The 23,587-nt window shown below is 44.6% G+C and carries 20 protein-coding genes; 6 read left to right on the top strand and 14 right to left on the bottom strand.

All coding sequences use genetic code 11. The annotated features are described in order from the left end of the window. Nucleotides 1-68 precede the first annotated feature (68 nt). Nucleotides 69-857, bottom strand: coding sequence for a MerR family transcriptional regulator (locus BN162_RS10000; protein WP_020224952.1), 789 nt, complete (start codon nt 855-857; stop codon nt 69-71). Between the two features lie 307 nt (nt 858-1,164). Between BN162_RS10000 and BN162_RS10005 the strand changes: the two genes are divergently transcribed. Next, entirely contained in the window at nt 1,165-1,356 is a 192-nt protein-coding gene (locus BN162_RS10005) for a hypothetical protein (RefSeq protein WP_020224953.1), read from the top strand. 647 nt (nt 1,357-2,003) lie between these two features. Here the strand turns inward: BN162_RS10005 and BN162_RS10010 are convergent. The 9 genes from BN162_RS10010 to hslO form a co-directional block, all read right to left on the bottom strand. Beyond that, nucleotides 2,004-2,552 carry a hypothetical protein gene (locus BN162_RS10010; protein WP_020224955.1) on the bottom strand — a complete coding sequence of 183 codons (549 nt, stop codon included), beginning with the start codon at nt 2,550-2,552 and terminating at the stop codon, nt 2,004-2,006. A 283-nt stretch (nt 2,553-2,835) separates the two neighbouring features. Then, nucleotides 2,836-4,326, bottom strand: a complete 1,491-nt coding sequence (gene lysS, locus BN162_RS10015) for a lysine--tRNA ligase (RefSeq protein ID WP_020224956.1) — start codon at nt 4,324-4,326, stop codon at nt 2,836-2,838. Between the two features lie 414 nt (nt 4,327-4,740). Then, on the bottom strand, nt 4,741-6,150 hold the full coding sequence (locus BN162_RS10020) for a hypothetical protein (protein WP_020224957.1): 1,410 nt from the start codon (nt 6,148-6,150) through the stop codon (nt 4,741-4,743). After that, the gene (locus BN162_RS10025; RefSeq protein ID WP_020224958.1) at nt 6,147-7,031 is read right to left on the bottom strand and encodes an ATP-binding cassette domain-containing protein; all 885 of its coding nucleotides are present in this window, start codon (nt 7,029-7,031) and stop codon (nt 6,147-6,149) included. Before BN162_RS10025 ends, BN162_RS10020 begins: the two co-directional genes overlap by 4 nt. Next, entirely contained in the window at nt 7,025-7,402 is a 378-nt protein-coding gene (locus tag BN162_RS10030; protein ID WP_020224959.1) for a GntR family transcriptional regulator, read from the bottom strand. Before BN162_RS10030 ends, BN162_RS10025 begins: the two co-directional genes overlap by 7 nt. A 2-nt stretch (nt 7,403-7,404) precedes the next feature. Continuing rightward, a complete protein-coding gene (locus tag BN162_RS10035; protein WP_390620513.1) occupies nt 7,405-8,628 on the bottom strand; it encodes a S41 family peptidase in 1,224 nt (407 codons plus the stop codon). Nucleotides 8,629-8,880: 252 nt separating this feature from the next. Further along, a complete protein-coding gene (locus BN162_RS10040; protein ID WP_020224961.1) occupies nt 8,881-10,326 on the bottom strand; it encodes a S41 family peptidase in 1,446 nt (481 codons plus the stop codon). A 154-nt stretch (nt 10,327-10,480) separates the two neighbouring features. After that, nucleotides 10,481-11,485, bottom strand: a complete 1,005-nt coding sequence (dusB, locus tag BN162_RS10045) for a tRNA dihydrouridine synthase DusB (protein ID WP_020224962.1) — start codon at nt 11,483-11,485, stop codon at nt 10,481-10,483. Next, nucleotides 11,473-12,360, bottom strand: coding sequence for an Hsp33 family molecular chaperone HslO (gene hslO, locus BN162_RS10050; protein WP_020224963.1), 888 nt, complete (start codon nt 12,358-12,360; stop codon nt 11,473-11,475). Before hslO ends, dusB begins: the two co-directional genes overlap by 13 nt. Nucleotides 12,361-12,573: 213 nt before the next feature. Here hslO and BN162_RS10055 point away from each other — a divergent pair, with 213 nt between their 5' ends. Next, nucleotides 12,574-14,286 (top strand): class I adenylate-forming enzyme family protein, encoded by a 1,713-nt coding sequence (locus BN162_RS10055; RefSeq protein ID WP_020224964.1) that lies wholly within the window; start codon nt 12,574-12,576, stop codon nt 14,284-14,286. A gap of 270 nt (nt 14,287-14,556) precedes the next feature. Here BN162_RS10055 and BN162_RS10060 read toward each other — a convergent pair whose 3' ends face one another. Next, entirely contained in the window at nt 14,557-17,001 is a 2,445-nt protein-coding gene (locus tag BN162_RS10060) for an excinuclease ABC subunit UvrA (RefSeq protein WP_020224965.1), read from the bottom strand. A 349-nt stretch (nt 17,002-17,350) separates the two neighbouring features. Here BN162_RS10060 and BN162_RS10065 point away from each other — a divergent pair, with 349 nt between their 5' ends. Further along, nucleotides 17,351-18,067 carry an SDR family oxidoreductase gene (locus BN162_RS10065; RefSeq protein ID WP_020224966.1) on the top strand — a complete coding sequence of 239 codons (717 nt, stop codon included), beginning with the start codon at nt 17,351-17,353 and terminating at the stop codon, nt 18,065-18,067. A gap of 76 nt (nt 18,068-18,143) precedes the next feature. On the opposite strand, the gene BN162_RS10070 is transcribed toward BN162_RS10065, so the two are convergent. Next, the gene (locus BN162_RS10070; protein ID WP_020224967.1) at nt 18,144-20,105 is read right to left on the bottom strand and encodes an FAD-dependent oxidoreductase; all 1,962 of its coding nucleotides are present in this window, start codon (nt 20,103-20,105) and stop codon (nt 18,144-18,146) included. A gap of 151 nt (nt 20,106-20,256) precedes the next feature. On the opposite strand from BN162_RS10070, the gene BN162_RS17940 reads away from it, so the two are divergent. The 3 genes from BN162_RS17940 to BN162_RS10090 all read left to right on the top strand — a co-directional run bounded on the left by BN162_RS17940 (nt 20,257) and on the right by BN162_RS10090 (nt 22,551). Next, nucleotides 20,257-21,141: an AraC family transcriptional regulator gene (locus BN162_RS17940; protein WP_020224968.1), complete on the top strand. Its 885-nt coding sequence runs from the start codon at nt 20,257-20,259 to the stop codon at nt 21,139-21,141. A gap of 194 nt (nt 21,142-21,335) precedes the next feature. Then, entirely contained in the window at nt 21,336-21,521 is a 186-nt protein-coding gene (locus tag BN162_RS10080) for a hypothetical protein (protein ID WP_020224969.1), read from the top strand. 469 nt (nt 21,522-21,990) lie between these two features. Further along, nucleotides 21,991-22,551, top strand: a complete 561-nt coding sequence (locus BN162_RS10090; RefSeq protein ID WP_020224971.1) for a hypothetical protein — start codon at nt 21,991-21,993, stop codon at nt 22,549-22,551. A gap of 162 nt (nt 22,552-22,713) precedes the next feature. Here BN162_RS10090 and BN162_RS10095 read toward each other — a convergent pair whose 3' ends face one another. Further along, a complete protein-coding gene (locus BN162_RS10095) occupies nt 22,714-23,196 on the bottom strand; it encodes a PTS sugar transporter subunit IIB (RefSeq protein WP_020224972.1) in 483 nt (160 codons plus the stop codon). Further along, nucleotides 23,193-23,576 (bottom strand): PTS sugar transporter subunit IIA, encoded by a 384-nt coding sequence (locus tag BN162_RS10100; RefSeq protein WP_020224973.1) that lies wholly within the window; start codon nt 23,574-23,576, stop codon nt 23,193-23,195. The genes BN162_RS10095 and BN162_RS10100 overlap by 4 nt, the downstream gene beginning before the upstream one ends. Between the last annotated feature and the right edge of the window lie 11 nt (nt 23,577-23,587).

Raw genomic sequence — 23,587 nt, forward strand, 5'->3', positions numbered from 1 at the left:
CTTTCCCTCCTTGAAAACAGATATCGTTCATCCATTCACAAGAACAGTATAAACTGATGAACTATTCATCAGTCAAGCGCTTTCAAAGGAATATCTACATAGATATCAAAATATTCATCTGCCTGATTATACTTGCTAATTAAAAGATAGATTACAAACTCCCGCCGCAGCTTTACCCCCTGTTTTTCCATCCGCGCATATAAGCTGCGCAGCGCAGCCTGCAGCTGACTGTCAAAATTTTTTCCACTCACCCGGAAGGCACAAAGACAACGTTTTTCTGAAGGGTAACAGATCGCCTGTTTGGGAAGTGTCAGCTGAAACTCTTTCAGCCAGGTTTCTTTCATGACCAGTCCCTGCGCTGACTGCGGCTGCAGTGTTACCTTGAAATCTTCATCACAGACTGCCGCAAACTCATTGCTGGGCAGCTGCTTATATAAAGCCTTGAATACGGGATCGCGCAGGTCTTCACGCCTTATGAAATAATATGTTTCAGTCATCACTATCACTGGATGATCTCGGTGTTCTTCATAAAAACGAATCAATTTCATCAAGTTTTCCAAATACCGCTGTTTCAGCCGCAATAACCGAATCTGATCCTCAATCGTCTGCATCTCCTGTTGGCAGTCCGCAAGCTTTTCCTGATTGTCTTCCTGTCTTGTCAGCGCTTTGATCTGCGCCATGGAAAAACCCAAGCCCCGATAATGACGGATATAGGATAAAGCCACGAAATCGTGAAATGAATAAGTATGATATTGATTATCCAAAATTTCCGGATTAAGCAGACCGGTGCGGACATAATAGTTTAAGCTGGTTCGATCAATTTCAAAGGCGCGCGACAGTTGGCCGGTTTTAAACATAGAATCACCTCATTGTTAACATTTTACCATTATCACTTTCTACTATTCTATAATTTTAACTGACTGCATGTTATAAACCTGTTCTGTTCTCAAATCATTGAGTACCATTCATTTAAATAATTGAGCTAAAGTAGAACGCAATCAAAATCATGATGTTCAAATCAATAAATTTGCACTGATAAATGAATTAGAATATAATCAAAGTGAATAAAATCTATGGCTATAAAAAACTACATTATCAAAACATCTGAAACAGATTGAACATTTGATGGGCTGCTTCGTGAGGTTAACAGAAAGGATAACAACAATGTGCAAGAAACGTAAATTTGATTACATGAGTGGATATATGAGCGTTCTCCCTGATGGAACTATTTTTAGATTTACTGATGATTGTCCTCCGGAATTGAAAGAAAAAGTTCTTAAAGAATGGCCGGCATATAAAAAAGAAGTAGAGGAACTCCATAAAAAGGGTTATCGTTCTTCGGAAGATTGGTTTTAAAAACTTAGTATTAGAGAAAAAAATAATGCAAGATCTTGAGGATTGTACGGTTGAGAAAGCTCTGGGTTGGAACAAAGCCATTCCTAACGAGAAGATGCAGACGAGGCAAACCAGGCGTTCACTCAAAATACTAAGTAAACATGACCGCAGACAACGCGGTCTTTTATTATGCCAGGGCATTCGTTAAACAGTTAATTAGCTTGATCTATCAACACTACTTTGCCCTTTTGAATTGCGGATACGATATCACATCTTCTGTTGATAAATCCTCAAATACAATTTATCAAATAGAATACTATTTTGATCAAGAAAACAAGCAACTAAATGCGAATTTCATATCTACAGCTTACAATCCGCGCTTACAAAGCAAATCAAAAACCTCTAATGGACTTTCTCTTGGAAAGCTTTCATCAGAGGTTTATTATATTTTCCGCGATGTATTCATCTCACCCTTTGTCGCGTGAACTACCCACCGTCTAAAGCCAGTAGGATTGTAGTAGCATTATTTCAAGAATATCCATAACTTTCATCTCTATTTATCAATTCGGCAAATTCCGTATTCTTTTGCCGTTATGATACCTCAGATAAATTCTAAGAATCTGTAACTCTTATTATTCTTGGATTATTGCATGTGGCAATTACTCACTTTAGAGCGTCTTGATTATTTGTTTTTCCAGCTTGGCTTCCATATAAATTTCTTTATAGTCTCTTGCCATATTCCCGCCAATCAAAAAATTTGAGTAAGGGACGATTAGTCCATCAGTTATAATTTGATCTCTGAAAGGCAACAGTGTAGCTTCAACAATCATAGGCATCCGATATGGGTAAAACATTTCTTCTATGCTCGAAATAATTCCTCCCACCAGATATACATTTTCATTCGACATGGATATAAAGACAGAGCCTTTCTTGAGATACCGTTCAATAATAAAATGATCAGTTACACATCTTTTCCAGCCAGAGATAATCTTCTGATGTTCATCTGGCATATCCTTATGGCATTTTAAATACTCGTCAATGATCGATACATTTTCCCAGACCATATCGGCTGCAGCTTTGACTTCCTGCGGGTTCAACTCTTTTTCCTCTGACATTTTCTTAACATTTTTCTTCCTACCATAGTTTTGATTGCAATAATCAAGTAGTGGAAGCCATAGTTCATAGAACAATTCCCCGTCTTTTTCGGAAAGTACCATTTCATTTAATCCTCCTGTTAATAGCTTACAATATCCTGCTGTATTTTTCTACTCATCGAAACAGAAAGAATCTTCGCTCCATTGTTGTTTCCCAATTAAACTGGATTTAAGCTTGTATTTTCTGGACACTTCTTTAGAAAAAACGCGTTTAGAACTTATCATAGACTATATCCCGTTTTTAGAAGACCTAATTTTATTTCTTCCTTTAAACAAATAAAAAGTACCTCCTGGTGATTTATAATCATCCTGCTCGGTACTTTTCTTTCTCTTTTCTTAATTAGTATTAATCGTTGCGGTTTTTCATGTGTGGGAATAACAAGACTTCGCGAATTGACTCCTGACCTGTTAAAAGCATGACGAAGCGGTCAATGCCGATTCCAATGCCGCCGGTTGGCGGAAGACCATATTCCAGCGCCTCTACGTAATCAACATCCATTTCGCTGGCTTCCGCATCGCCCATTTCTTTCAGTTTCAGCTGTTCTTCAAAACGCTGACGCTGATCAATCGGATCATTCAGTTCGCTGAACGCATTGGAATATTCCGTGCCGTAGATCAACAGCTCAAAGCGGTCAGTAAAACGCGGATCTTTCGCATTCTTGCGAGCCAGTGGCGAGATTTCAACCGGATGACCATACACGAAGGTCGGCTGTGTAATCTTTTCCTCACAGAACTGTTCAAAAAACAGGTTGATGATATGACCAACAGTACGTTCATGCGGCTGAACTTCAACACCATGTTCTTTCGCCAGTGCCAGCGCTTCATCGACGCTCATTTCCTTCCAGAAATCCACACCGGTGACTTCTTTGACCGCATCCACCATATGCCAGCGCTTGTACGGAGCCTTTAAGGAAATCGGCTTATCGCCCAATGTGAAATCGGTCTTGCCAAAGACTTCCATGGCAACACTTTCAAACAAACCCTCATTCAACGCCATCATGCCTTCAATATCACTGTAGGCAACATACGCTTCCACCGTCGTAAATTCCGGATTGTGTTTCGGATCCATGCCTTCGTTTCGGAACAGACGGCCGATTTCATAGACGCCTTCCAGACCGCCGACAATCAAACGCTTTAACGGCAGCTCAGTCGCAATGCGCAGATAGAAATCCATATCCAGCGTGTTGTGATGAGTGACAAACGGACGAGCCGCGGCGCCGCCTAAAATCGGCTGCAGCACCGGCGTTTCGACTTCCATCAATCCCTGACCATCCAGATAATGCTGGACAGCGCGGATGATTCTTGGCCGCAGCATCGCGATCTTGCGGCTGTCTTCATTCATAATTAAATCGACATACCGTCTTCTGAAGCGTTCTTCAACATCCTGTAAACCGTGGAACTTCTCCGGCAGCGGACGCAGTGCCTTGGTCAGATGTTCAAATTTCTCCGCCTTCACCGATAATTCGCCGGTGTTGGTCTTGCAGACATAGCCTTCGATGCCGACGATATCACCCAGATCGGCTGCTTTAAACAGTTCATAGATTTCTTCTCCGACAAGTCCCTTGTTGACGACGACCTGGATCTGACCGTCGCGATCCTGCAAGTGCATAAAGCCCAGCTTGCCCATCCGCCGCTTGGTCATAATCCGGCCGGCAATCGCGCAGGAAATCTTCTTTTCTTCCAATTCCTCCTGGCTCAATTCCCCAAATTCTTCGCGCAGCTGTGCGGAGCGGTGCGTACGCGCAAACGCATGTCCAAACGGATCGATGCCTTTCGCGCGAAGATCTTCCATCTTCTGACGGCGAACCAGTTCTTGTTCTGATAACTTCTGTTCCATTTTCTTTTCCTCCTTTAACCAATAAAAAAACTCTCAAATCCGATAGGGACGAGAGTTATCATCGTGGTACCACCCTAATTCATGATTAAATCGCTTTAATCATCTTCGTGACTGATTCATTTCAGTCTGCCTATAACGCAGGTCTGCGATGCGCTCCCAGCCTTTATTCATCCGGTTTCTGCATATCCCTTTTCACCAGTCCGGGACTCTCTCGCTGCAGCACTGCCGGATTACTCCTCTGTTCCTCGCGCAAATAATCGTTTAGATTATAGCATTTTCAAACTGTTTGTCAACGAAAAAAACGTCATTTCAGGGCTTAACAAACGCCTTTTACAAAATTTCCCATAGCCTTTTCTTCCTGAGTGATACCAAAATTCTTCGCCGAGAGTTTTTATCATCCTCTGTTCCGCTTTTCTAAAACAAATCAATGTTTAAGCCCTGCAGATAGAACGCATTCTCCCAGCCTGGATAGTCAACGTTAATATAACTAAAAAGCTGCACATCATGCTCCTGCAATTCTGCGAGTAAAGTCTCCATGATATCCGAATAATAGGGAATATAGAGTTCAATATTCTGATCAACAAAACGATAGCGGATAGCAACCATCCCGGAAGCTGATTTTAGTCCTTGGCTGCGGTATCGCCGCTCTGCCTGTTGCTGGGCCGCAACCAAAATCTCCTTTTCTTCCTTTGTTAAGCTCGCCGTATTTTCAACTCTCCAATATTGATAATATCCCGACGTTTTTCCTCTCCAGTTATAAATATTAATAAAGTAAACTTCTTCAGCGGAAATATCCTTGGTCATGCCCCAGCCTCCGCTGACTCGCCATGACCAAAAAATTCCCTGGAGAAACACAAACTCAACCGTTAACATCAGCAGTATCGCTTTGTTGAACTGAATCTTGGAGTAAGACAGAAAGCGGATTAACAAATACAAGACCGCGGCCAGAATCACAGAGAGCAGACACTGCTGCGGCCTCACAGCTGTCAGTGATCCCCAAATCATCACCGCGGCTGCGGAAACTGCCGGCATCAGTTTAAATACAGCGCTTTGTGTTAACGTTTTATGTTCGATCAACGGTGAATTCTTTGTCATCTGGAAAACCGCAAATCCGCCAGCCAACACATAAACGAGGTCAACGAGCAGGCACATCCCCAATGAAGGAAATGTGGAATCAAGAACTAATCCCTTCGCTGCCAGGGTAAACAATCCCGGCAGACACCCGAAATCATGCAGCAGCGTCAAGAATTCCTTAAGTTGATAGTGATAGATCACAGTCTTCCGCATCACACTGACGCACGCTGAAACGATGAAGACCGGAGCCAATGTCCAGACCGCGATGGTCAGCAGCGCCTGAAACAGATTACGGCTGCGCAGAAAGACCCAGGTACAAAAGCATAGGTAAACCAGCGTCGCCATGATCAGCAGCACGGTTCCCTCAAAAATGGATACGGCTGTTGCAATCTGCCAATGAAGCATCAAAATTCCCATGGTCAGCCAGGCGACCAGATAAGGAAGCAAAAAGACGATACATCCAACGGTTAACCGCGTCAAAATTAAACTTCGTTTTGTTAAAGGCAGTTGATAGTGATGAATCTTCTCCTCTCGCTTCATCGTAAAGCGCAGCTGCCGCTGAACCAGAATGATTACAAGCAGCAAGAGATAGATAAAATAAAAGTTAAACAAGAGGCTGGCGTTTTCCTCCATTATTGTTGGAAAACTGACGTAGACTAACGGCATGATCAACAAATCCAAAAACATCAAACATAAACATAGTTTGAACTCTTTTTTAAGCATGGATATCAATAATTTCTTGTGGATCATCGCAGTTCCTCCCGTTTTTCTAGCTGGGCCAAGAATATTTCTTCCAAAGTGCAGTCAAACACTTCAAGAATGACCGGACAGTATTTCCACAGCTTCGCTTCGACCTCATCTTGACGGCCGCGCAGAATCGCCTGAGCCATCCGGGAATGAATTTCCAGCTTTAACACCTCAAAATCTTGGAATATCGCGGGATCGATCGGATGATCAAAAGCCAGGTGAACTTTAACCAGCTCCTGCTGCGTTTGAAACAGAGAATTTTGATGCAGGATCCGCTTGTTATCCAACAAGGCATATTCATCACAGAAGTTCTCCAAATCCCCTAACCGGTGCGAAGTTAAGATCGAAGTCATGCCTTCCTCAATCGTCTGCGCTGCCAGCTGACCTTGAAGCAGCCGCCGGGCAAAGGGATCCAATCCATCAAATACCTCGTCGATCAGAAGCAGTTCTGGATGCACCGCCAATCCCGCAGCCATCAGAACCTGCCGTTTCATCCCCTTACTGAAAGCGGAGAACGGCAATTCAGAATCCAGGTTTAACTGATTTAATAAATCATAGAATAAAGCCGGATCTGCCGCTGGGTAAAATAAGGATAAATAGCCAATCAAGTCCCGGACATTTTCCGACTGTGCGAACACTGGTTCATCCTGAACTAGGAAGATCTTTTGTTTGACCTCTGGATGATCGAGCACTGGCTGGTCTTTCCATGTAATCTTTCCTTCATCGACAGGAATCGCTCCGCTGACGCAGTGCAGCAGCGTCGATTTTCCTGCCCCGTTAATCCCAATCAAACCTAAAATTGAACCAGATGCTAATTCTAAGCTGCAATGTTCCAATACTGTTTGCAAGTCATAGACCTTGCGGCAATTTTCCACCCTTAACATCTTGATCCCTGCTTTCCTTCATACACTTCCTTGACGATCTTCAACGCTTCTTCTTCGGATATCCCCGTTTCCTGACATTGAATGACAGCCTTTCGGAATTCTTCCTTCTGCCTTAAGCATAAAATAGCATGCACATCGTGGTCGCTGACAAAGAAGCCTTTCTTCGGCTCTGTAATCAAAATACCTTCGTCCTCCAGCTCCTGATACGTTTTCACAACAGTGTTGGGATTGATCCCCAGCTCCCGCGCCAAAATCCGCACAGAGGGCATCCGATCCAACGGCTGCAGGACACCTAGGCTGACATACCGGATAATTTGCTCCTTCAGCTGTTCATAGATCGGCTGACGGCTGCGTGGATCGATTGTAAACATTGTCATTCTCCTGTTCGTTCCTTGATCTGATTTTGCAGCATCGCAATCGCCTCATTAAGTGCAGTATCTTCCCCCATCAATAAGTCTTCCGGTGATGTCCATATTTCGATATCTGGCTGGACACCGCGATTCCAAAAAGGCTGCTTATCCGGCGAAAAGCTTTGATTCACCGACAAAGAATAAGCGCTGCCGTCGGATAAATTGACACGGCAGTTATTGCCCATTGCGCCATAGGTTGTCAGCCCCATCAACGTAAAATTATCAAGCAATTTCGCAGTAGCGGCGAACATTTCAGTGGCAGAAGCTGAAAATTGCGAGGTTAGGATCACAGCGGGCTTATCCAGAATCTGTGTTGTTAAAATCGGATGAGGCTCAACTTCCATTTCCTCCAGTATCGTTTCCACCTCCTCATTAGCGCCATAATATTCGTGCTTCATCATTCGCATTGCCTTTTGATTCATGTCGCTTCCAGAATAGAAGATCGTGTTCGTATCGTCCCCATAGGGAACCCAGGAAGAGTGAAATTCAGAATCTAAATTGTATAAAGGCGGGATGGGTGCCTGAGAAAAAGACTGCAGGATAATTAAGGCATTTGTAAAATTACCACCGCTGTTATTTCTCACATCAAAAATAACACCTTGATACTGATCTAAGATTGGAATCACTTGATTTTCATAAAGATTAAAGCTTTGACCAACGAAAGTTGAAATTTCCACATAAACAAGATCTTTATTAATCTCATAAACAAAATAAGGACTGGAATGAAGAAGAGCTTTCTTATTGGACAACGCCGATGCCCTCAATTGATTCAAATAAATGGAACCTGATTTTTCATAGCAGCCTTTTAACTCTAAGGTTTCCCCTTGCGGCGTAAGCCATTTCAACGTGATTTCTTTCCCTTTTTCATCTTTTAAAAATTGTCTTACGGTTTCACTGCGATGTGCAGGGTTCGTTTGTACCGGGACATATTTTTCAAAATGCTCCAGGATATAATCCAAGGCCGGCTGATCTTCAACCTCAATCAATTCGCTGCCTAGCGGCACTTCAAAATCTAAGCTAGTTGCTTTCAGAAACAGCCGACCATCAAGATCTTCTAAATCAAAAGGCAAATAGGCCTGATTAAGCCTAAGATCGGAAGCCGGAATAAAGCTGGTATGTCCATCGTGAAGCAGAGCGACAAAATCCCGCATGGCATCGACATATTCATCATCATTCTTAGCATTCATCACCCGCGGCAAAAACTCCTGATATTTTGCATCCCAATCAAAATCTTCCGGCATTTCATTCCAGTAGCCATAATAATATTGGGCTGTTGACCAGATGTCAGACAATGCGGCAATGCGTTCTTCCACTGTCTTTGTGCATTGAGCTTGTTCTGGTTTTTCTAAGTCCTGCGGCTTTTCTGAACACCCTGCCAACAGAAGCATCACAATCAGATATAATATTAACTTTTTCATTTTGCATCCTTTCCTGCTTTTTTAATCTTTTTCTTTTTGTAAGGTTTCCTGTAATGTTTTAATTGCAGTGTTAAGCACGGTGTCTTCTCGATTTTTCAAGTCTTCAAGGGTCTGCCAAATTTCAATATCAGGAATTGCGCCATGATTCCATATGCAATATCCTTCAGGACTATACGCATTATCCACAGATAAAGTATATAAACTGCCGTCCGGAAGTTCTACACTATGATTATTTCCTGTTGCGCCATGTGTTGTCAGACCCATTACCGTGAAATTTTTTATCACCTTGGCTTTCGCTGCAAAGGTATCCGCGGCGGAACCAGTTTGATCCGAGGTTAAGACCACAACCGGCATGGTCAGCACTTTCGGCACATCCATCGTATACCAGTTATCTGCCTGGCTTAATACATATTCTGACAATTCTTCTTCCATGCCATAATAAGCATGTTTCATCATTTTTTGTGCCGCTGACTTCGTTAGATCATCGGTTTGAAAAGCTACATTATCCGAAGCATAAGGAACCATTGAGGAAATGAAAACAGAACTAAAACTGAAATTAGAAGGAACACCCTCTGCTGATAAAGACTGCAGAATAACGTCGCCATGATAAGAATTTCCACCGCGATTCTGCCTGACATCAAGAATACAGCCGCGATAATTTTCAAGCTGCGGTAAGATTATCTTCGTAAACGTATTATCCATTCCGCCGCTGGAAAAGGATCGAATTTCAATATAAAGAATATCATCATTGACCGGTGCCACGGTATACGTTTGTGAATTATACAGAATGCTATCAAAACTCATTTTCACTGAAAGTTCCTCAGTAATGGAGTTTTTTTGCTGACTGTACTCCAATTGGATTTCCTGCATGGAATTGTCTTCTGCTTTAAATTGAAGCGTAATTTTTTTGCCAATATAATCACTTTTGAACTGCTCTAAAGTTTCGCGCGTATGGGCGGGTTCTGTCAGAACCGGTACAAATTTACTATAATTGGACAAGATATAATCCAGAGCGGGTTCATGATTAACGCTGACCAATTCACTGCCCAGCTCAACATCAACTTTGTCATTTTTTCCAACTAAATAGATCGTCCCGTCAAGGTATTCCAACCGAATTGGCAGACTTCCCTTATTCGATACATATCCCTGAAATGGAATATATTGAGTATGCCCATCATGCAGCAATGCTGTAAACTCCCGCATCAAATCAACATATTCATCATCATTCTTTGCTTCCCTCACACGCGGCAGAAATTGATCGAAAGCTGCATCCCAGTCTACAATTTCTGACAAGGATTCCCAATATCCATAATAATTCTTAGCTGAGTACCAGACTTCAGCCAAGGTCCGTATCCGTAAATCTTCATTAATTGTGCATTGTTCTTCTTCCTGCGGCGGCTTCATTTTTGTCCCACATCCGCAAAGCAGCAAGACCACTGTCAAAATCACAAATAATTTTCTTTTCATATTAATCCCCCAAAGATCGTTATACCCTCCGATCAGCGGCATATCTCCAATCTGTACTATTTATGATAATACAGTATAACACAATTTCAATTTTGTCAATTTGAATCAACAAAATAAAAACCACTCCTGTACAGGAATGGCTTTTGTATATGTTTTAAAATTCCGTTGGAAACAGCCAGTCAAAGTTCCCGCTGACCAACGCCTCTTCATACTGACGCAGCATTGACTCTAATTCGGCATAAGCTGTCATTTGATTAATCCGGTCTTTCATCCGATTGGAGTAGGGAATTCCCTGGATGTACCAGCACGCATGCCCGCGCATTTCCTTCATTCCGATCCGCTCGCCTTTTAACGCGCACAATCGCCGGGCATGTTCCAGCGCGATTTCAAATTTTTCATGATCGCTGACCGGTTTGACCTGACCTTCGCCCGATAAAGCCTGAACCAGATCGCGAATCAGCCAGGGATTGCCCAGTACGCCCCGGCCGATCATAATCGCATCAACATGGGTTTCCTCCATCCGGGCCATCGCCTCTTCGACTGACCGGATATCCCCGTTGCCGATAACCGGAATCGAAACTTTTTCTTTAACCTGTTTAATCCAGCTCCAGTCTGCCTGACCTTCGTAAAGCTGACTGCGGGTACGGCCATGGACAGCCAGAGCGCTGACCCCAGCCGCTTCCAGGCCCTGCGCCATTTCCAGTACATTGATTGATGAACTATCCCAGCCTAAGCGGATCTTGGCTGTAACCGGCTTTTCCACTGCCGCCACAATTTTCCGCACCAGCTGATAGGCTGACTCAGGATCTTTCATCATGGCGCTGCCGGAACCGGAATTGACCACCTTCGGCACCGGGCATCCCATGTTGATGTCGATCACGTCGCAATCCGTTTTATCCAGCACCTGCGCGGCCTGAATCATCGAAGCTTCCTCATGGCCGAACAGCTGCATCGCAATCGGATGTTCATCCGGCGCCAGCTGCGTCATCTCCATCGTCTTTTTGTTGGAGTAACAAATCGCCTTATCGCTGATCATTTCGGTATAGATCAATCCGGCCCCGAATTCATGCGCGATCGTGCGAAACGCCGCATTGGAAATACCCGCCATCGGCGCGATGACAACCGGGTTGGCAATTTCCAGATCCCTTATTTTCCACATGCCGCTTTGAACTCCAGAATCGTGCGGAGATCTTCTTCCGTTAACTGGACTTTATTGTTGCAGTATTCACACTTCACTTCACAGCCGTGGTCTTCTTCCAGCATTTTTTCCAATTCTGAGCGGTCCAGCGTCGTTAAAGCCGCTTTAAACCGCTGCTTGCTGCAGTCACAATGCCATTGAACCGGTTTTTCTTCCAGAATTTCAAGATCCTCAAACAACATCATGGCCAGCGCCTTTGCGTCATGGCCTTCCTTGACCAGCTCAGAAACCGGGCGCAGCTTCGCAACCGCGGCCTCTGCCAGCTTGATATCTTCTTCCGTTGCTTCCGGCATCATCTGAATTAAAATCCCGCCTGAGGCCATGACGGAATTATCCGTATCAACCAGCACGCCCAGCGATACCGCAGAAGGGGTCTGTTCCGAAATTGTAAAGTAATAAGCGAAGTCTTCACCAATCTCGCCGCTGACCAGGGCTACCTGCCCGGTGAAGTCATTCTTCATGTTCATCCGTTTGATGACCTTCAGATAGCCTTCCTTGCCCACGGCGGTGCCGACGGCCAGTTTGCCGGTATCGTTGTATTTCAGATAGATTTCAGGATCGCCGACAAATCCCCGCACATCGCCATTGGCCCAGCCGTCTGCCATGATCGTACCAATCGGACCGCCGCCGTTGATCTGCACGGTGACCTTCTCTTTTTCCGTCTTTAACATGCTGCCTAAAATCGCGGTCATGGTTAAGACCCGCCCCAAAGCGGCCGCGCTGGTCGGCCACAGATCGTGCTGCTTCCGCGCCTGCTCCGCCAGCTGTGTTGAGGTACAGGTCAGAACCCGAATATGTCCATTCGCACTGATTGCATGAATTAATGTATCTTTCATATAAGAAACCTCTTTTCTGTTTTTCGTTTTTAGCATCCTAAGTTTATTATTAATGCCTGGGCTTGTCAAATCCATATATTTATCTATACTTTATCTCATCGAAATGAATCTCTCGCTAAACTAACAATTATTGTACTTAACTTTAGTTAAATTAATACTTTACTGCCTTAATAGTGCTATAATTTCAGTTGTATTCAAGGAGGATATATAATAATGAAACAAGACATTCAAACAGGGTACCCGTCTATTGATAAACCGTGGTTAAATTTTTATGATATGAATAAAATAGAAAATGCAATACCTTCCATGACTATATATGATTATCTTGTTATCAACAATGCAAAATATCCCAACAATATAGCACTGAACTATTATAATAATAAAATTAGTTATTCAAAATTATTTGAAAATATTGAGAAAGTTGCACAATCACTTACTTCCTTAGGAGTAGAAAAAAATAGTATTGTGACAATACTTTTGCCAACTCTCCCAGAAACTGTTTATTTATTCTACGCTCTAAGTAAATTGGGAGCAATTTCTAATATGATTGATCCTAGGACAAGCATAGAAGGAATTAATCATTATATTAATGAAGTTAAATCAGATCTATTAGTTGTGGTCGATGTTGCATATGCTAAGATATCTAATGTTTTTAAAACCACAACTACTAAAAAAATTATAGTTGTATCTCCCTCTGATTCATTGCCATCTTTCATTAAACCATTATATAAGCTGAAAAATAAATATATCATTTCTTACTCTAATAGAATTTTAGCTTGGAAAGCATTTTTACAATTAGAAAACTCAGCAATCCCTAATTATTCTTACGAACCAAATCACACAGTAACTATCGTTCATACTGGTGGTACAACTGGTTTTCCTAAAGGAGTTATGCTAACTAATGACAATTTAAATGCAGCAGCTTATCAATGTTCCATATCCGGAATAAATATGCATCGGAATCATAGTTGGCTAAATATTATGCCGCCATTCATTGCTTATGGTGTTGGAAATGGTTTACACTTACCTTTAATTATAGGCATGGAAACTATTCTAATCCCCTCTTTTGACCCTAAAAATTTTGATGACTTACTAATTAAATACCACCCAAATCACATGGTTGGAGTACCGTCCCATTATGAGAATATTATTAACAGCTCTAAATTAAAACATGAAGATTTATCCTATATCATCGCTCCAACTGTAGGCGGTGATACGATGGATAGTTCTTTAGAAATAAGAACTAATGAATTTTTAAAATCACACCACTGTAACGATAAAGTTACAAAAGGTTACGGAATGACTGAAGCTGCGGCATGTGTAAGTGTATGCATTTCTAATGAATGCAATCAAATTGGCAGTGTTGGTGTTCCTTTACCTCATACAGTCATTTCCATTTTTGATCCTGAAACAAGCCAAGAAATGAAATATAATGAACTTGGTGAAGTATGCATAACTGGACCAAATACAATGAAAGGTTACTATAACAATGAAAAAGCAACACAAGATATTCTGAGAACTCACGATGATGGATTAACGTGGATACACTCCGGTGATATAGGCTATATGACTGAAGAAGGTTTCCTATTTATAAAGGACAGGATAAAAAGAATGATTATCCGACATGATGGCTTCAAAATATTTCCATCCTTAATTGAAACAACAATCATGCAAATTGATTCTGTTAATAATTGTTGCGCTATTGGTATAAATGACAAAGAACATACTCAAGGTAAATTGCCATTTGTCTTTATAGTCTGCAAATCAGGTTACTCTGAAAAAAAGGTAATCAATCAGATCCAAGAGATTTGCTCTAAAGAACTCCCAGAATATGCTCAGCCTATAGGGTTCAAATTTATAAATCAATTACCTTTAACCCCAGTTGGAAAGATTGATTTTAAAAAGCTTGAGAATACATTTATATAAAAGAATATATAAGATGGATTCCCATTTACTTTATCTAATATAACAAAAAAGATATAATATTAATAATATCTAGAAGCCAGGTTTTGTTCTACTATAAAGGGCTTGAGTTATCGCAGAATTTACACTTTCATATCTTCATCGCCTTGTAACATCCATCATTTAGAAGAATTTCTTATTTAAGCAATCCTCCGAGTAGTTATGCTGTTTGATATAATCAAAGAAGAAAGTTTCATTCTCCCTAAACCATAAATGGCTGAATGAAAACCTGATTTAACTTATTTTTTCTGAATGCTGCGTCTTGTATTGTTTTAAATACTTCCCCGTTACACTTTGGGGATTGTCCATCACTTCTTCCGGGGTGCCGACAGCGACAATCCGACCCCCGGCATTCCCGCCGCCCGGTCCCATATCAATAAGATAATCAGCGTTGGAAATCATATCCAGATCATGTTCGATCACAAGAACCGTCGCACCAAACTCCACCAGCCGGTCAAAGACTTGCAGCAGAGTGCGGACATCCAGGGGGTGCAGTCCGATTGTCGGCTCATCAAAAACAAATACGGTTCCGGTCTGCTTTCTTCCCATTTCTGAAGCTAGCTTAAGCCGCTGCGCTTCCCCGCCGGATAAGCTCGGTGTTTCTTCCCCCAGCGTCAGATAGCCCAGACCTAAATCCTGCAGAACCTGCAGCCGCTGCGCAACTGTTTTTAAGTCCTCACACGCTGCTAACGCCTGCTTCACATCCATCGCCATGATTTCCGGCAGAGAATAGGCGTTTCCAGCTTTGCCTTTACGCTTAATCAGATCAGCTTTTTTGGCATATCGAGTTCCCCGGCAGTCAGGGCAGGGGATTTCAATATCGGGAAGAAACTGAACGTCAAGACTGATCGTTCCCGTTCCGTCGCAGGTTGGGCAGCGCAGCTGTCCGGTATTGTAGGAAAAATCTCCGGCTTTGTATTGCAAAGCCCGGCTTTCCGGAGTTTTTGCATAAATTTTCCGCAGTTCATCATGAACATTGGCATACGTCGCTACGGTTGAGCGCACATTCACTCCAATCGGAGTCGCGTCGATCAGCTTCACCTGCTGTATTGATTCCGCTGAAATGGCCTTAATATGAGAGGGGAGCTGCTTCCCGGCGATTTGGGCTTCAAGCGCGGGAATCAGACTTTCCAGAATAAGCGTGGTTTTCCCTGATCCGGACACGCCTGTCACCACCGTAAGCCGTCCCTGCGGAATGTCCACTTCCAAGGGTTTTACAGTATGAATCTCGCCGGTTGATAAGTGGATTCTACCCCGATCAAACACTTGGTCAGGCCCAATGGGTTTCCTTTGCCGCCGGCTGCCTTGTCCCAAGAGAAAGGGACCGATCTGCGATTGGGGATTGTTGACAACCGACTGCAGCGGACCTTGGGCAAGAATGCGTCCGCCCTCAGCCCCCGCTTCCAGCCCCAATTCCACAATCCAGTCTGCTTCGGATAAGATCTGCGTATCATGATCGACCAGCACCACGGAGTTCCCATCGGCAATCAGATCCTGCATCACTCCGGTCAAACCGGTGATATTCGACGGATGCAGACCGATCGACGGTTCATCCAAGACATACAATACCCCCGTTGTGCGGTTGCGGACTGCCCGAGCCAGCTGCATGCGCTGCCGCTCCCCGGTCGAAAGGGTTGCGGCCGCCCGATCCAGACTCAGATAACCCAAGCCTAAATCAATCAGACGTTTGGCCACTAGTTGGAAGGATTCGCAGATTGCCTCTGCCATTGGACGCATTTCGACAGGCAGGGAATCCGGCACCTGACTCACCCATTCGACTAACTGATCCAGCGTCATCGCACAGGCTTCATCGAGCGAAATTCCCTGCAGCTTCGGCTTTCTTGCCTCGGCTGAAAGCCGGGTTCCGCCGCATTCCGGACAAACATCCTGCTTCAAAAACTTTTCAACCCGCTTCATGCCCTTTTCATCTTTGACCTTTGCCAGTGCATTTTCCACCGTGTAATTGGCATTGAAATAAGTGAAATACAATTCCCCGGCCTGATTGCCTTTTTTTGGTTTATAAAAAATATGCTTCTTCTCCGCCGGTCCATGAAAGACAATATCCCGTTCCTGTTCACTCAATTGCGAAAACGGAACATCTGTGCGCACTCCCATCGCCCGGCATACATCTGTCATTAACGACCACATCAGCGTATTCCAGGGGGCTACCGCGCCTTCATCAATCGTCAGGGATTCATCAGGAACCAAAGCCGCCTGATCCACGGTGCGGACAACACCTGTTCCGCCGCAGACAGGACAGGCTCCCTGACTGTTAAAGGCAAGCTCTTCCGCGGAAAGGGCCGAAAAATGCACCTGGCATTGAGGACAAACCAGTTTTTGACCGGCGGCCACGGCAAGCGAAGGTTTGACATAGTGTCCATGCGGGCAGCAATGACTGGCAAGCCGGGAATACATTAACCGCAGGCTGTTCAAAAGCTCTGTTCCGGTACCGAACGTACTGCGGATGCCGGGCACACTGGGACGCTGATGCAGCGCCAGCGCCGCGGGAATATAATTCACCTCATCCACCTGCGCCTTAGCCGCCTGGGTCATGCGGCGGCGCGTATACGTGGAGAGCGCATCGAGATAACGTCTTGAACCTTCCGCATACAAAACGCCCAAAGCCAGCGAGGATTTTCCGGAACCAGAAACACCGGCGATGCCGACGATCTGATTCAATGGAATATCCACATCTATATTTTTCAGATTATGTACCCGGGCATTGCGTACTTCAATCTTATCGGGAATCCTTTTTTCCTGCTTTTTTTTTGATCTGCCTCCATCGTCTGTTTTCCACCCTTTCCGTTTTCTTATTTATTATTTTGTTCTATTATATCATCTTCAAGGCTGTACTTAGGCAAAAACATCACCAGTCAATCCGTTTTCAAAATCTTATTTTTGATGGAAAAACCAATAAAAAACAAATCCGATCGGCGCTCCCTAGGCCAATATCTTTCTGCTTGAATTCTGATTGACTTTATCCGTTATTCCTTATGGTATAATGAGTCAAAGAAAAAGGAGAGCGCTTATGTTTAAAGATAAAGTTGTGGTGGTGACCGGCGGTGTCCAGGGAATTGGGCGATGCATCAGCGATGAATTCCAAAAGGAAGGCGCGATCGTCTGCGATATTGACAAGCAGCCTGGCGGATACTTCACCGGCGATCTTGCGGAAGAGAAAACACTTACCCTTTTCGCCGAAAAAGTCCTTTCCGATTATGGCCATGTGGACTATTTAATCAACAATGCCCTGCCTTTGATGAAGGGAATAGACGCGTGTTCTTATGAAGAGTTTAACTATGCGCTTCGGGTTGGGGTCACCGCTCCGTTTTATCTGGCTAAATTATTTTCCAGACATTTTGCCCTAGGAGCTGTCATCATCAATATTGCCTCTTCCCGGGATCGAATGAGTCAGCCGCAGACTGAAAGCTATACGGCAGCCAAAGGCGGCATTGCTGCCCTGACGCATGCCCTGGCTGTCAGTTTTTCCGGACGGATTCGTGTCAATTCAATATCTCCTGGATGGATTGATACCGGCTTTCGTGAATATCCGGGAGCCGACAGCCTGCAGCATCCTGCTGGCCGTGTCGGAAATCCGCTTGACATCGCCAACATGGTGCTCTTTCTGTGCTCGGATAAGGCTTCTTTTATCACTGGCGAGAATATCTGCATCGACGGCGGGATGACCCGTCAGATGATCTATCACGGTGATTTTAACTGGTTCTTCAATCCTGACCCAGACCGATAATCAAAACTAACCTGATAGAAAAGAAGGGCATCCTCACTGAGGGTACCCTTCTGTTTTGTTGATTCCAACTGTAAGATTACTGAGCGGATGCCTGATTCAGACAGTCGGTCACCGCATCCAGGATTCTACCGCTGGACAGCGTGCAGCCGGAAATGGTATCCACATTGACTGAGTTTTCCGCGACGATGGACGCAGGCAGATCGCTGATCGCCTTGTCGGAAACACCGGCGGTTTCATGCTGCTCCGTGATTTCCACCGCGCTGATCTTGCCGTCTGCGATCGTCGTCTTGACGCTCATCGGACCTTCCTGTCCATCGACAGTCGCTGTGTATTCACCGTCTTTGAGCGGCTTGCTCATATCGAAACGATCGGCAGATGCTGTTTCCTTTTCAAACAGGGATGCGTCAAACAGGTTGGAGGCCGCTTTGACGGTATAGCCTTCTGCCAGGGTGTCGTTCATCGCTGCGCGTCCGGCAATCCGTCCGAAGGTGATCGGACCCATGACGCCGGTGCCGCCGGATACGAACTTACCCCAGATGCCGCCGGTGCATTCGCCTGCCGCATACAGACCTGGAATAACATTGCCGCTCTCATCGAGAACATGCGCTTCTGTATCAATAGAAACGCCGCCCAGTGTCATAACGACCAGCGCCTTTAACGGAATGGCATAATACTTGTCGCCTTCAATCTTGTTGACGGCAACGCTGTATGCCGACGGTGTCGGATCAAAGCTGCGGCCGAATTCATCTTCAACTTCCCCGTCAACGGCCTTGTTGTAAGTTTCAACGGTTGCCTTCAGCGCTTCCGCCGGCACATTGATCATCGATGCCAGCTCGTCCAGCGTCGCTGCCGACTTCACCAGATTCTTCGCCCGTCCGGTTTCCGGATTGAAGTATAGCTGATACATCATATCGCCGCCGGCAGCTGAGAGATCGGCTACAATCTTATCGGTAAAGATATCATACTGAACGGCGCCCGGCTGTTCTTCCAAAGCAACTTCACGGACATCCACGCGGGCTTCCTGTTCGTTGACAAACCGCTTGCCTTCCTGATTGACGCAGATGCCGCCGGCTTTCCAGGTATAGGTCGAGCCGATCGTACCGCTTTGCGGACCGGTCTGAACCCCCATCGGGAACGTCGGAATATAGCTCATTGCGGTTTCATCCACGTTGCCGCCGACTTCCTGCATCATCCGGATTCCTTCTCCCATCGAGGTCGTAGAGCTGAGGTAATCAGCGCCATGTTCGGCATATTTGCCCATCAGCTTAAAGTTTCCGGAATATCCGCCGGTCGCCATGATCACGCCTTTGTTTGCGGTATATTTGACAGTCTTGCCGTCTTCGGTAACCGCTTCGACGCTTAAGATCTGGCCCTTATCATTCGCCAGCAGCTTCACGCCGTCGGTGTTGAAGTCAATCGCGACGTTATCCAAAGTCTTGATGTACTGATCCAGCACTTCATGCGCCGCGCTGGAATAATGCTCAGGATCATCCGCTTTGGCTTTATACGTCCGCTGGACTGAATATAACTGGTGTTCCGGTGCGAAAACCGCCTTCCCGCCGGTCGCTTTATCAAGATTAAATTGATTGTCTGCCAGACCGTGTTCCAGCATCCATTCAAACATATCGGTATCTTCGTTAACAAACGCTTCGACCAATTCCCGGTTGCCCAGCTGAGCCCCGTTCTTCATAATGTCCTCGACAAAGGACGCTTTCGTGTCTTCAATGCCGGCTTCCTTCTGCAGTGAGGTTTCCGCGGCCGACATCGAGCCTGACGTCAGATTCAGATTGCCTCCGGTACGGTTGGTCTTTTCAAGAATGATGACGTTCTGGGCCCCGTTGTCAACGGCGGAGATCGCAGCGGACAACCCCGCTCCGCCCGCGCCGACAACAATCACATCGGCATTTTTCTCCTCATCATACGCCGCGGCCGGAGAAGCCGACGGCTGATCGGCCGGTTTTCCATTGGATGTTGAACATCCGCTCAAAGCGGAAACCATCAACAAGAAGGCCGAACATAAAGCTAGTGTTTTCTTCATTTCTTTCCTTCCCTTCTTGGTTTCATTTTAGCACTTAGGAATGTTTTCACAATATTAAATTCACTCCTATTTTTAAGAATTTCAGAACCTTAATTTTCAGGACTGAATAAGTTATGATATACTTAAGTTTAGAGAAATGAGGTGAATGAGAATGAATTCGATCTATACCCCGATCGGAAAAGATACATTTTCCAAAATCGAAGAAGAATTTGATTATGAAATTCTTAAAATTGGTAAGTTTACCAAACAACCGCCGCTGATCAACCACAGTATTTTCATGAATCACTTCAAAATAATCTTCTTCCAGCATGGGTACTGCCGGATCATTGTAGAAGATCAGGAATATCGGGTCGGGCCGGGCGATCTGATGATCATTCCCATCAACGCCTTTTATACTGTCAGCTCCTTGGGTGAGGATACAATCGAGTTTTTCTTTCTGCATTTCACCGTACAGCCCGTGCATAAAGTCGCGCGGTTCATCGAATCGCTGGAGCTGACGCAGATTCTCGTGCTGCATGATACGATCAATGAAGTGCTGGTACATCAGCTGCAGCATACGATTCGGCAGGTCAGCGAACAGAAGCCGGGGTATTATCTGGAAGCTGTGCTGCTTTTGAAGAGTTTGCTTCTGCGGCTGAGAATTCTGCGGCATGAAGGAGATCATCAACAGTCCGCCTCCCCGCATGTTCGTTCCAGTGAGGAAACCGTATTCAATCAATGCGTCCGCTATCTGCAGGAGCATCTCAGCGAGAATGTGACGGTTGAACAGCTCTGTGAGATCGCCCATGTTTCCCAAAGTTATTTATACCGCTGTTTTAAAAAGCTGCTTCAGCAGTCGCCCAGCCAGTTTGTCCTGCAGTTTAAGCTGCAGAAAAGTCAGGAGCTATTAAAAACAACGGACGATTCGATCACAGCGATTGCGGAAGCGACCGGATTTTCTTCGATTTATTTATTCTGCAGCACCTTTAAATCGGCCGTGGGGCTAACGCCGACACAATTTAGAAAGCATTTTAAAAATCAGAGTTCCGCGGATTAATTCCGTTTCGCTCTGATTTTTTATGCTTGAAATCAAACCCGTTTAAGAGATCACTGATATGCAAAAGGCAGCACAAGTTGTCAATAGCATGGCAGTAAATATGGTAGAATAGTGTCAAGGAAAACATTTCTCTGATCAAGCAATGCAGAAAATAAAGCGGGCAATTTGCCCCTAAACAAAAGGAGGTCAAATCGATGAAAAAATATATTTTAATGAATAAAACCATGCCTGTTCTGTCATTTGTGTATAATGAACGCCGCGGCGACGTAGAGGTTATTTCTGATGTTTTTCAGCTTGATTCACTCAATACAAAGAATGTGATTATGATTTTGCGCTCAATGACGGGCTTGCCTCACGCTATGGCTATAACAGCGCAATGAATGTCAGGCGTTATTCCTATGCTAACGAATTGAAACTGAAACAAAAGGCAATTCAGTCTTTCGGATTGTCCCTTTCCGATCAATATGGGTTCCACTAAATCGGAAATGAGGCAAGCTGGGAAGCGATCAATTTCTTTCAAAATGATTTTGAATACAAGAAATTTCTATTGTGATCTTTTTCGGAAAGAGAAAATGAATATGCTAAAATTGACATGATTTTCTCTCCCAACAGCACAACTGGCGGACAGTTAGATAAAGCTTGGATGATGGATGAGAAAACAAAAGATCGAGTTCTTTTGAAGTCGGCCAACACGATGCTTCTCACTAAACCCATCCATGAAGTGCTGGCTTATGAATTGCCAGCATTCTTGGTCTTCCTGCTACAAAATATGAAAATCAGATTATTTCTGATTTAAAAAGACCGCTGCTTGTTTCAAAATGTAAAACATTTATCACTCCGGACACTGAATTGATACCCGCGGCACAAATTCTGCTGGGCAAAGAAGGTGTAGGTTTTGAAGAACCTGTTAAAGTCTATCTTGATTTCCTTGAAGAAGCACTGGTATCCAGCGCAAAGGAAAAAATACAGAAACAACTTTTATCGGACGCGCTATTGGACAACACGGACAGACATTTAAACAATTTCGGTGTAATTCGGAACGTCAGCACATTACAGATCATGGATGTTGCTTTAAACTATGATTGCGGAAGAATCCTAGGAACAGCCTTCCCTTATACGCCAAAGCGATATACGAAAGAAGAATTCCATATTGATGAATTGGGCTATGCCGTCACACAAAAACAATTTTTTAGTTTGATTGACAAGAATATTCATTTATCCAGGCGGCAATATCAAAAACTTTACAGTTTACCAGAACGCTATCTTTCTTTGGTTAACAAGTATCTTTCATGCACGAGCCTTCACGAAGGTGATGGAGCATATCTGGCTGCGGTTTTTATGCAGAATATTCAGGAAATTGAAGCTGTGCTAGAAGAAAATGGTTGTTTTCAAGATACGTCTTTTCAATAAAGACAACAAACGGATAATACGGTTATCGTAATCCGGAAATGCAGCCAGCGGGAAACTGCTTTCTATCAGTTTCTATCTATATAACAGGAAAACCCACGCTTATCTAAATTTTCAGCGTGGGTTGCTTATATTTCTGTCCAGCAAATCCAAACTGGACATGCTTTACAGCTGTTTTAATCCATTCTCATTCAGCAGGCTCTCAGTGACTTCCGGGGAATGCCGTACCGTGATCGTGATCTTCCGTTCCAATAACCTCCGGCAGATCGCAATATCCTCGCTGGTCAGCGCTGTCCGCTCATTGAGAATCTTCCCATTGGGCCGCATGCGCAACCCGCCCAGGTTCAGCGTCTTCAGCTGATGAAAATGTTCTAAGACCTGATTGGCATCAAACAAACTGCCGACGATGATCAGCACGTTTTCCGGCGATTCCAGCTGCTTCTGCACAATCTCAAAACCGGCCTCCACCTCCGCAATCTGTAAGCGCACCTCGCGCGGCTTGGCCAGTCCCAGAATCATCTTCGTGAATTCATCGTTGGCCGCCTCATCGTTTAAAACGAGAATGGTATCTAAGTTATAATAGCTGGTCCAGTAGAACGCCACTTGTCCATGAAGCAGGCGGTCATCTACGCTGACCTGCCGGATCATTCAGACTGCGCTCCCATCATCGCGTTGACGTAGACCATCTGATCCCTGGCGGCAACAACGATCTCCTCAATCTGCGCCCCTTCCGTCACCTCGGAAAACAACATTTCCAGCAGCAGCGAGATATTCGCTCCGCTGATCAGGTAAAAATTCCGTTTGCGCAGCTGCCGCATCGCTTCCAGATTGACGCTGCCGCCGACCAGATCTGTGACCATGCACAAAGGTTCAGCGGGATCATGCCGCTCTAAATAGGCCTGCAGCTGTTCCTCAAAATCCGAGGTATACGGAAGCAGATCAACATTGTTCAAATCATCCTTAAAGAATTTCAGGGTGTTGACTACACCTTCGGCATAGCCGCCATGTCCGGCAATCAAATATTTCATAAGCTTGCTCC

Origin of the sequence: Holdemania massiliensis AP2 (assembly GCF_000327285.1) — a bacterium.
Lineage (GTDB): Bacteria > Bacillota_I > Bacilli_A > Erysipelotrichales > Erysipelotrichaceae > Holdemania > Holdemania massiliensis.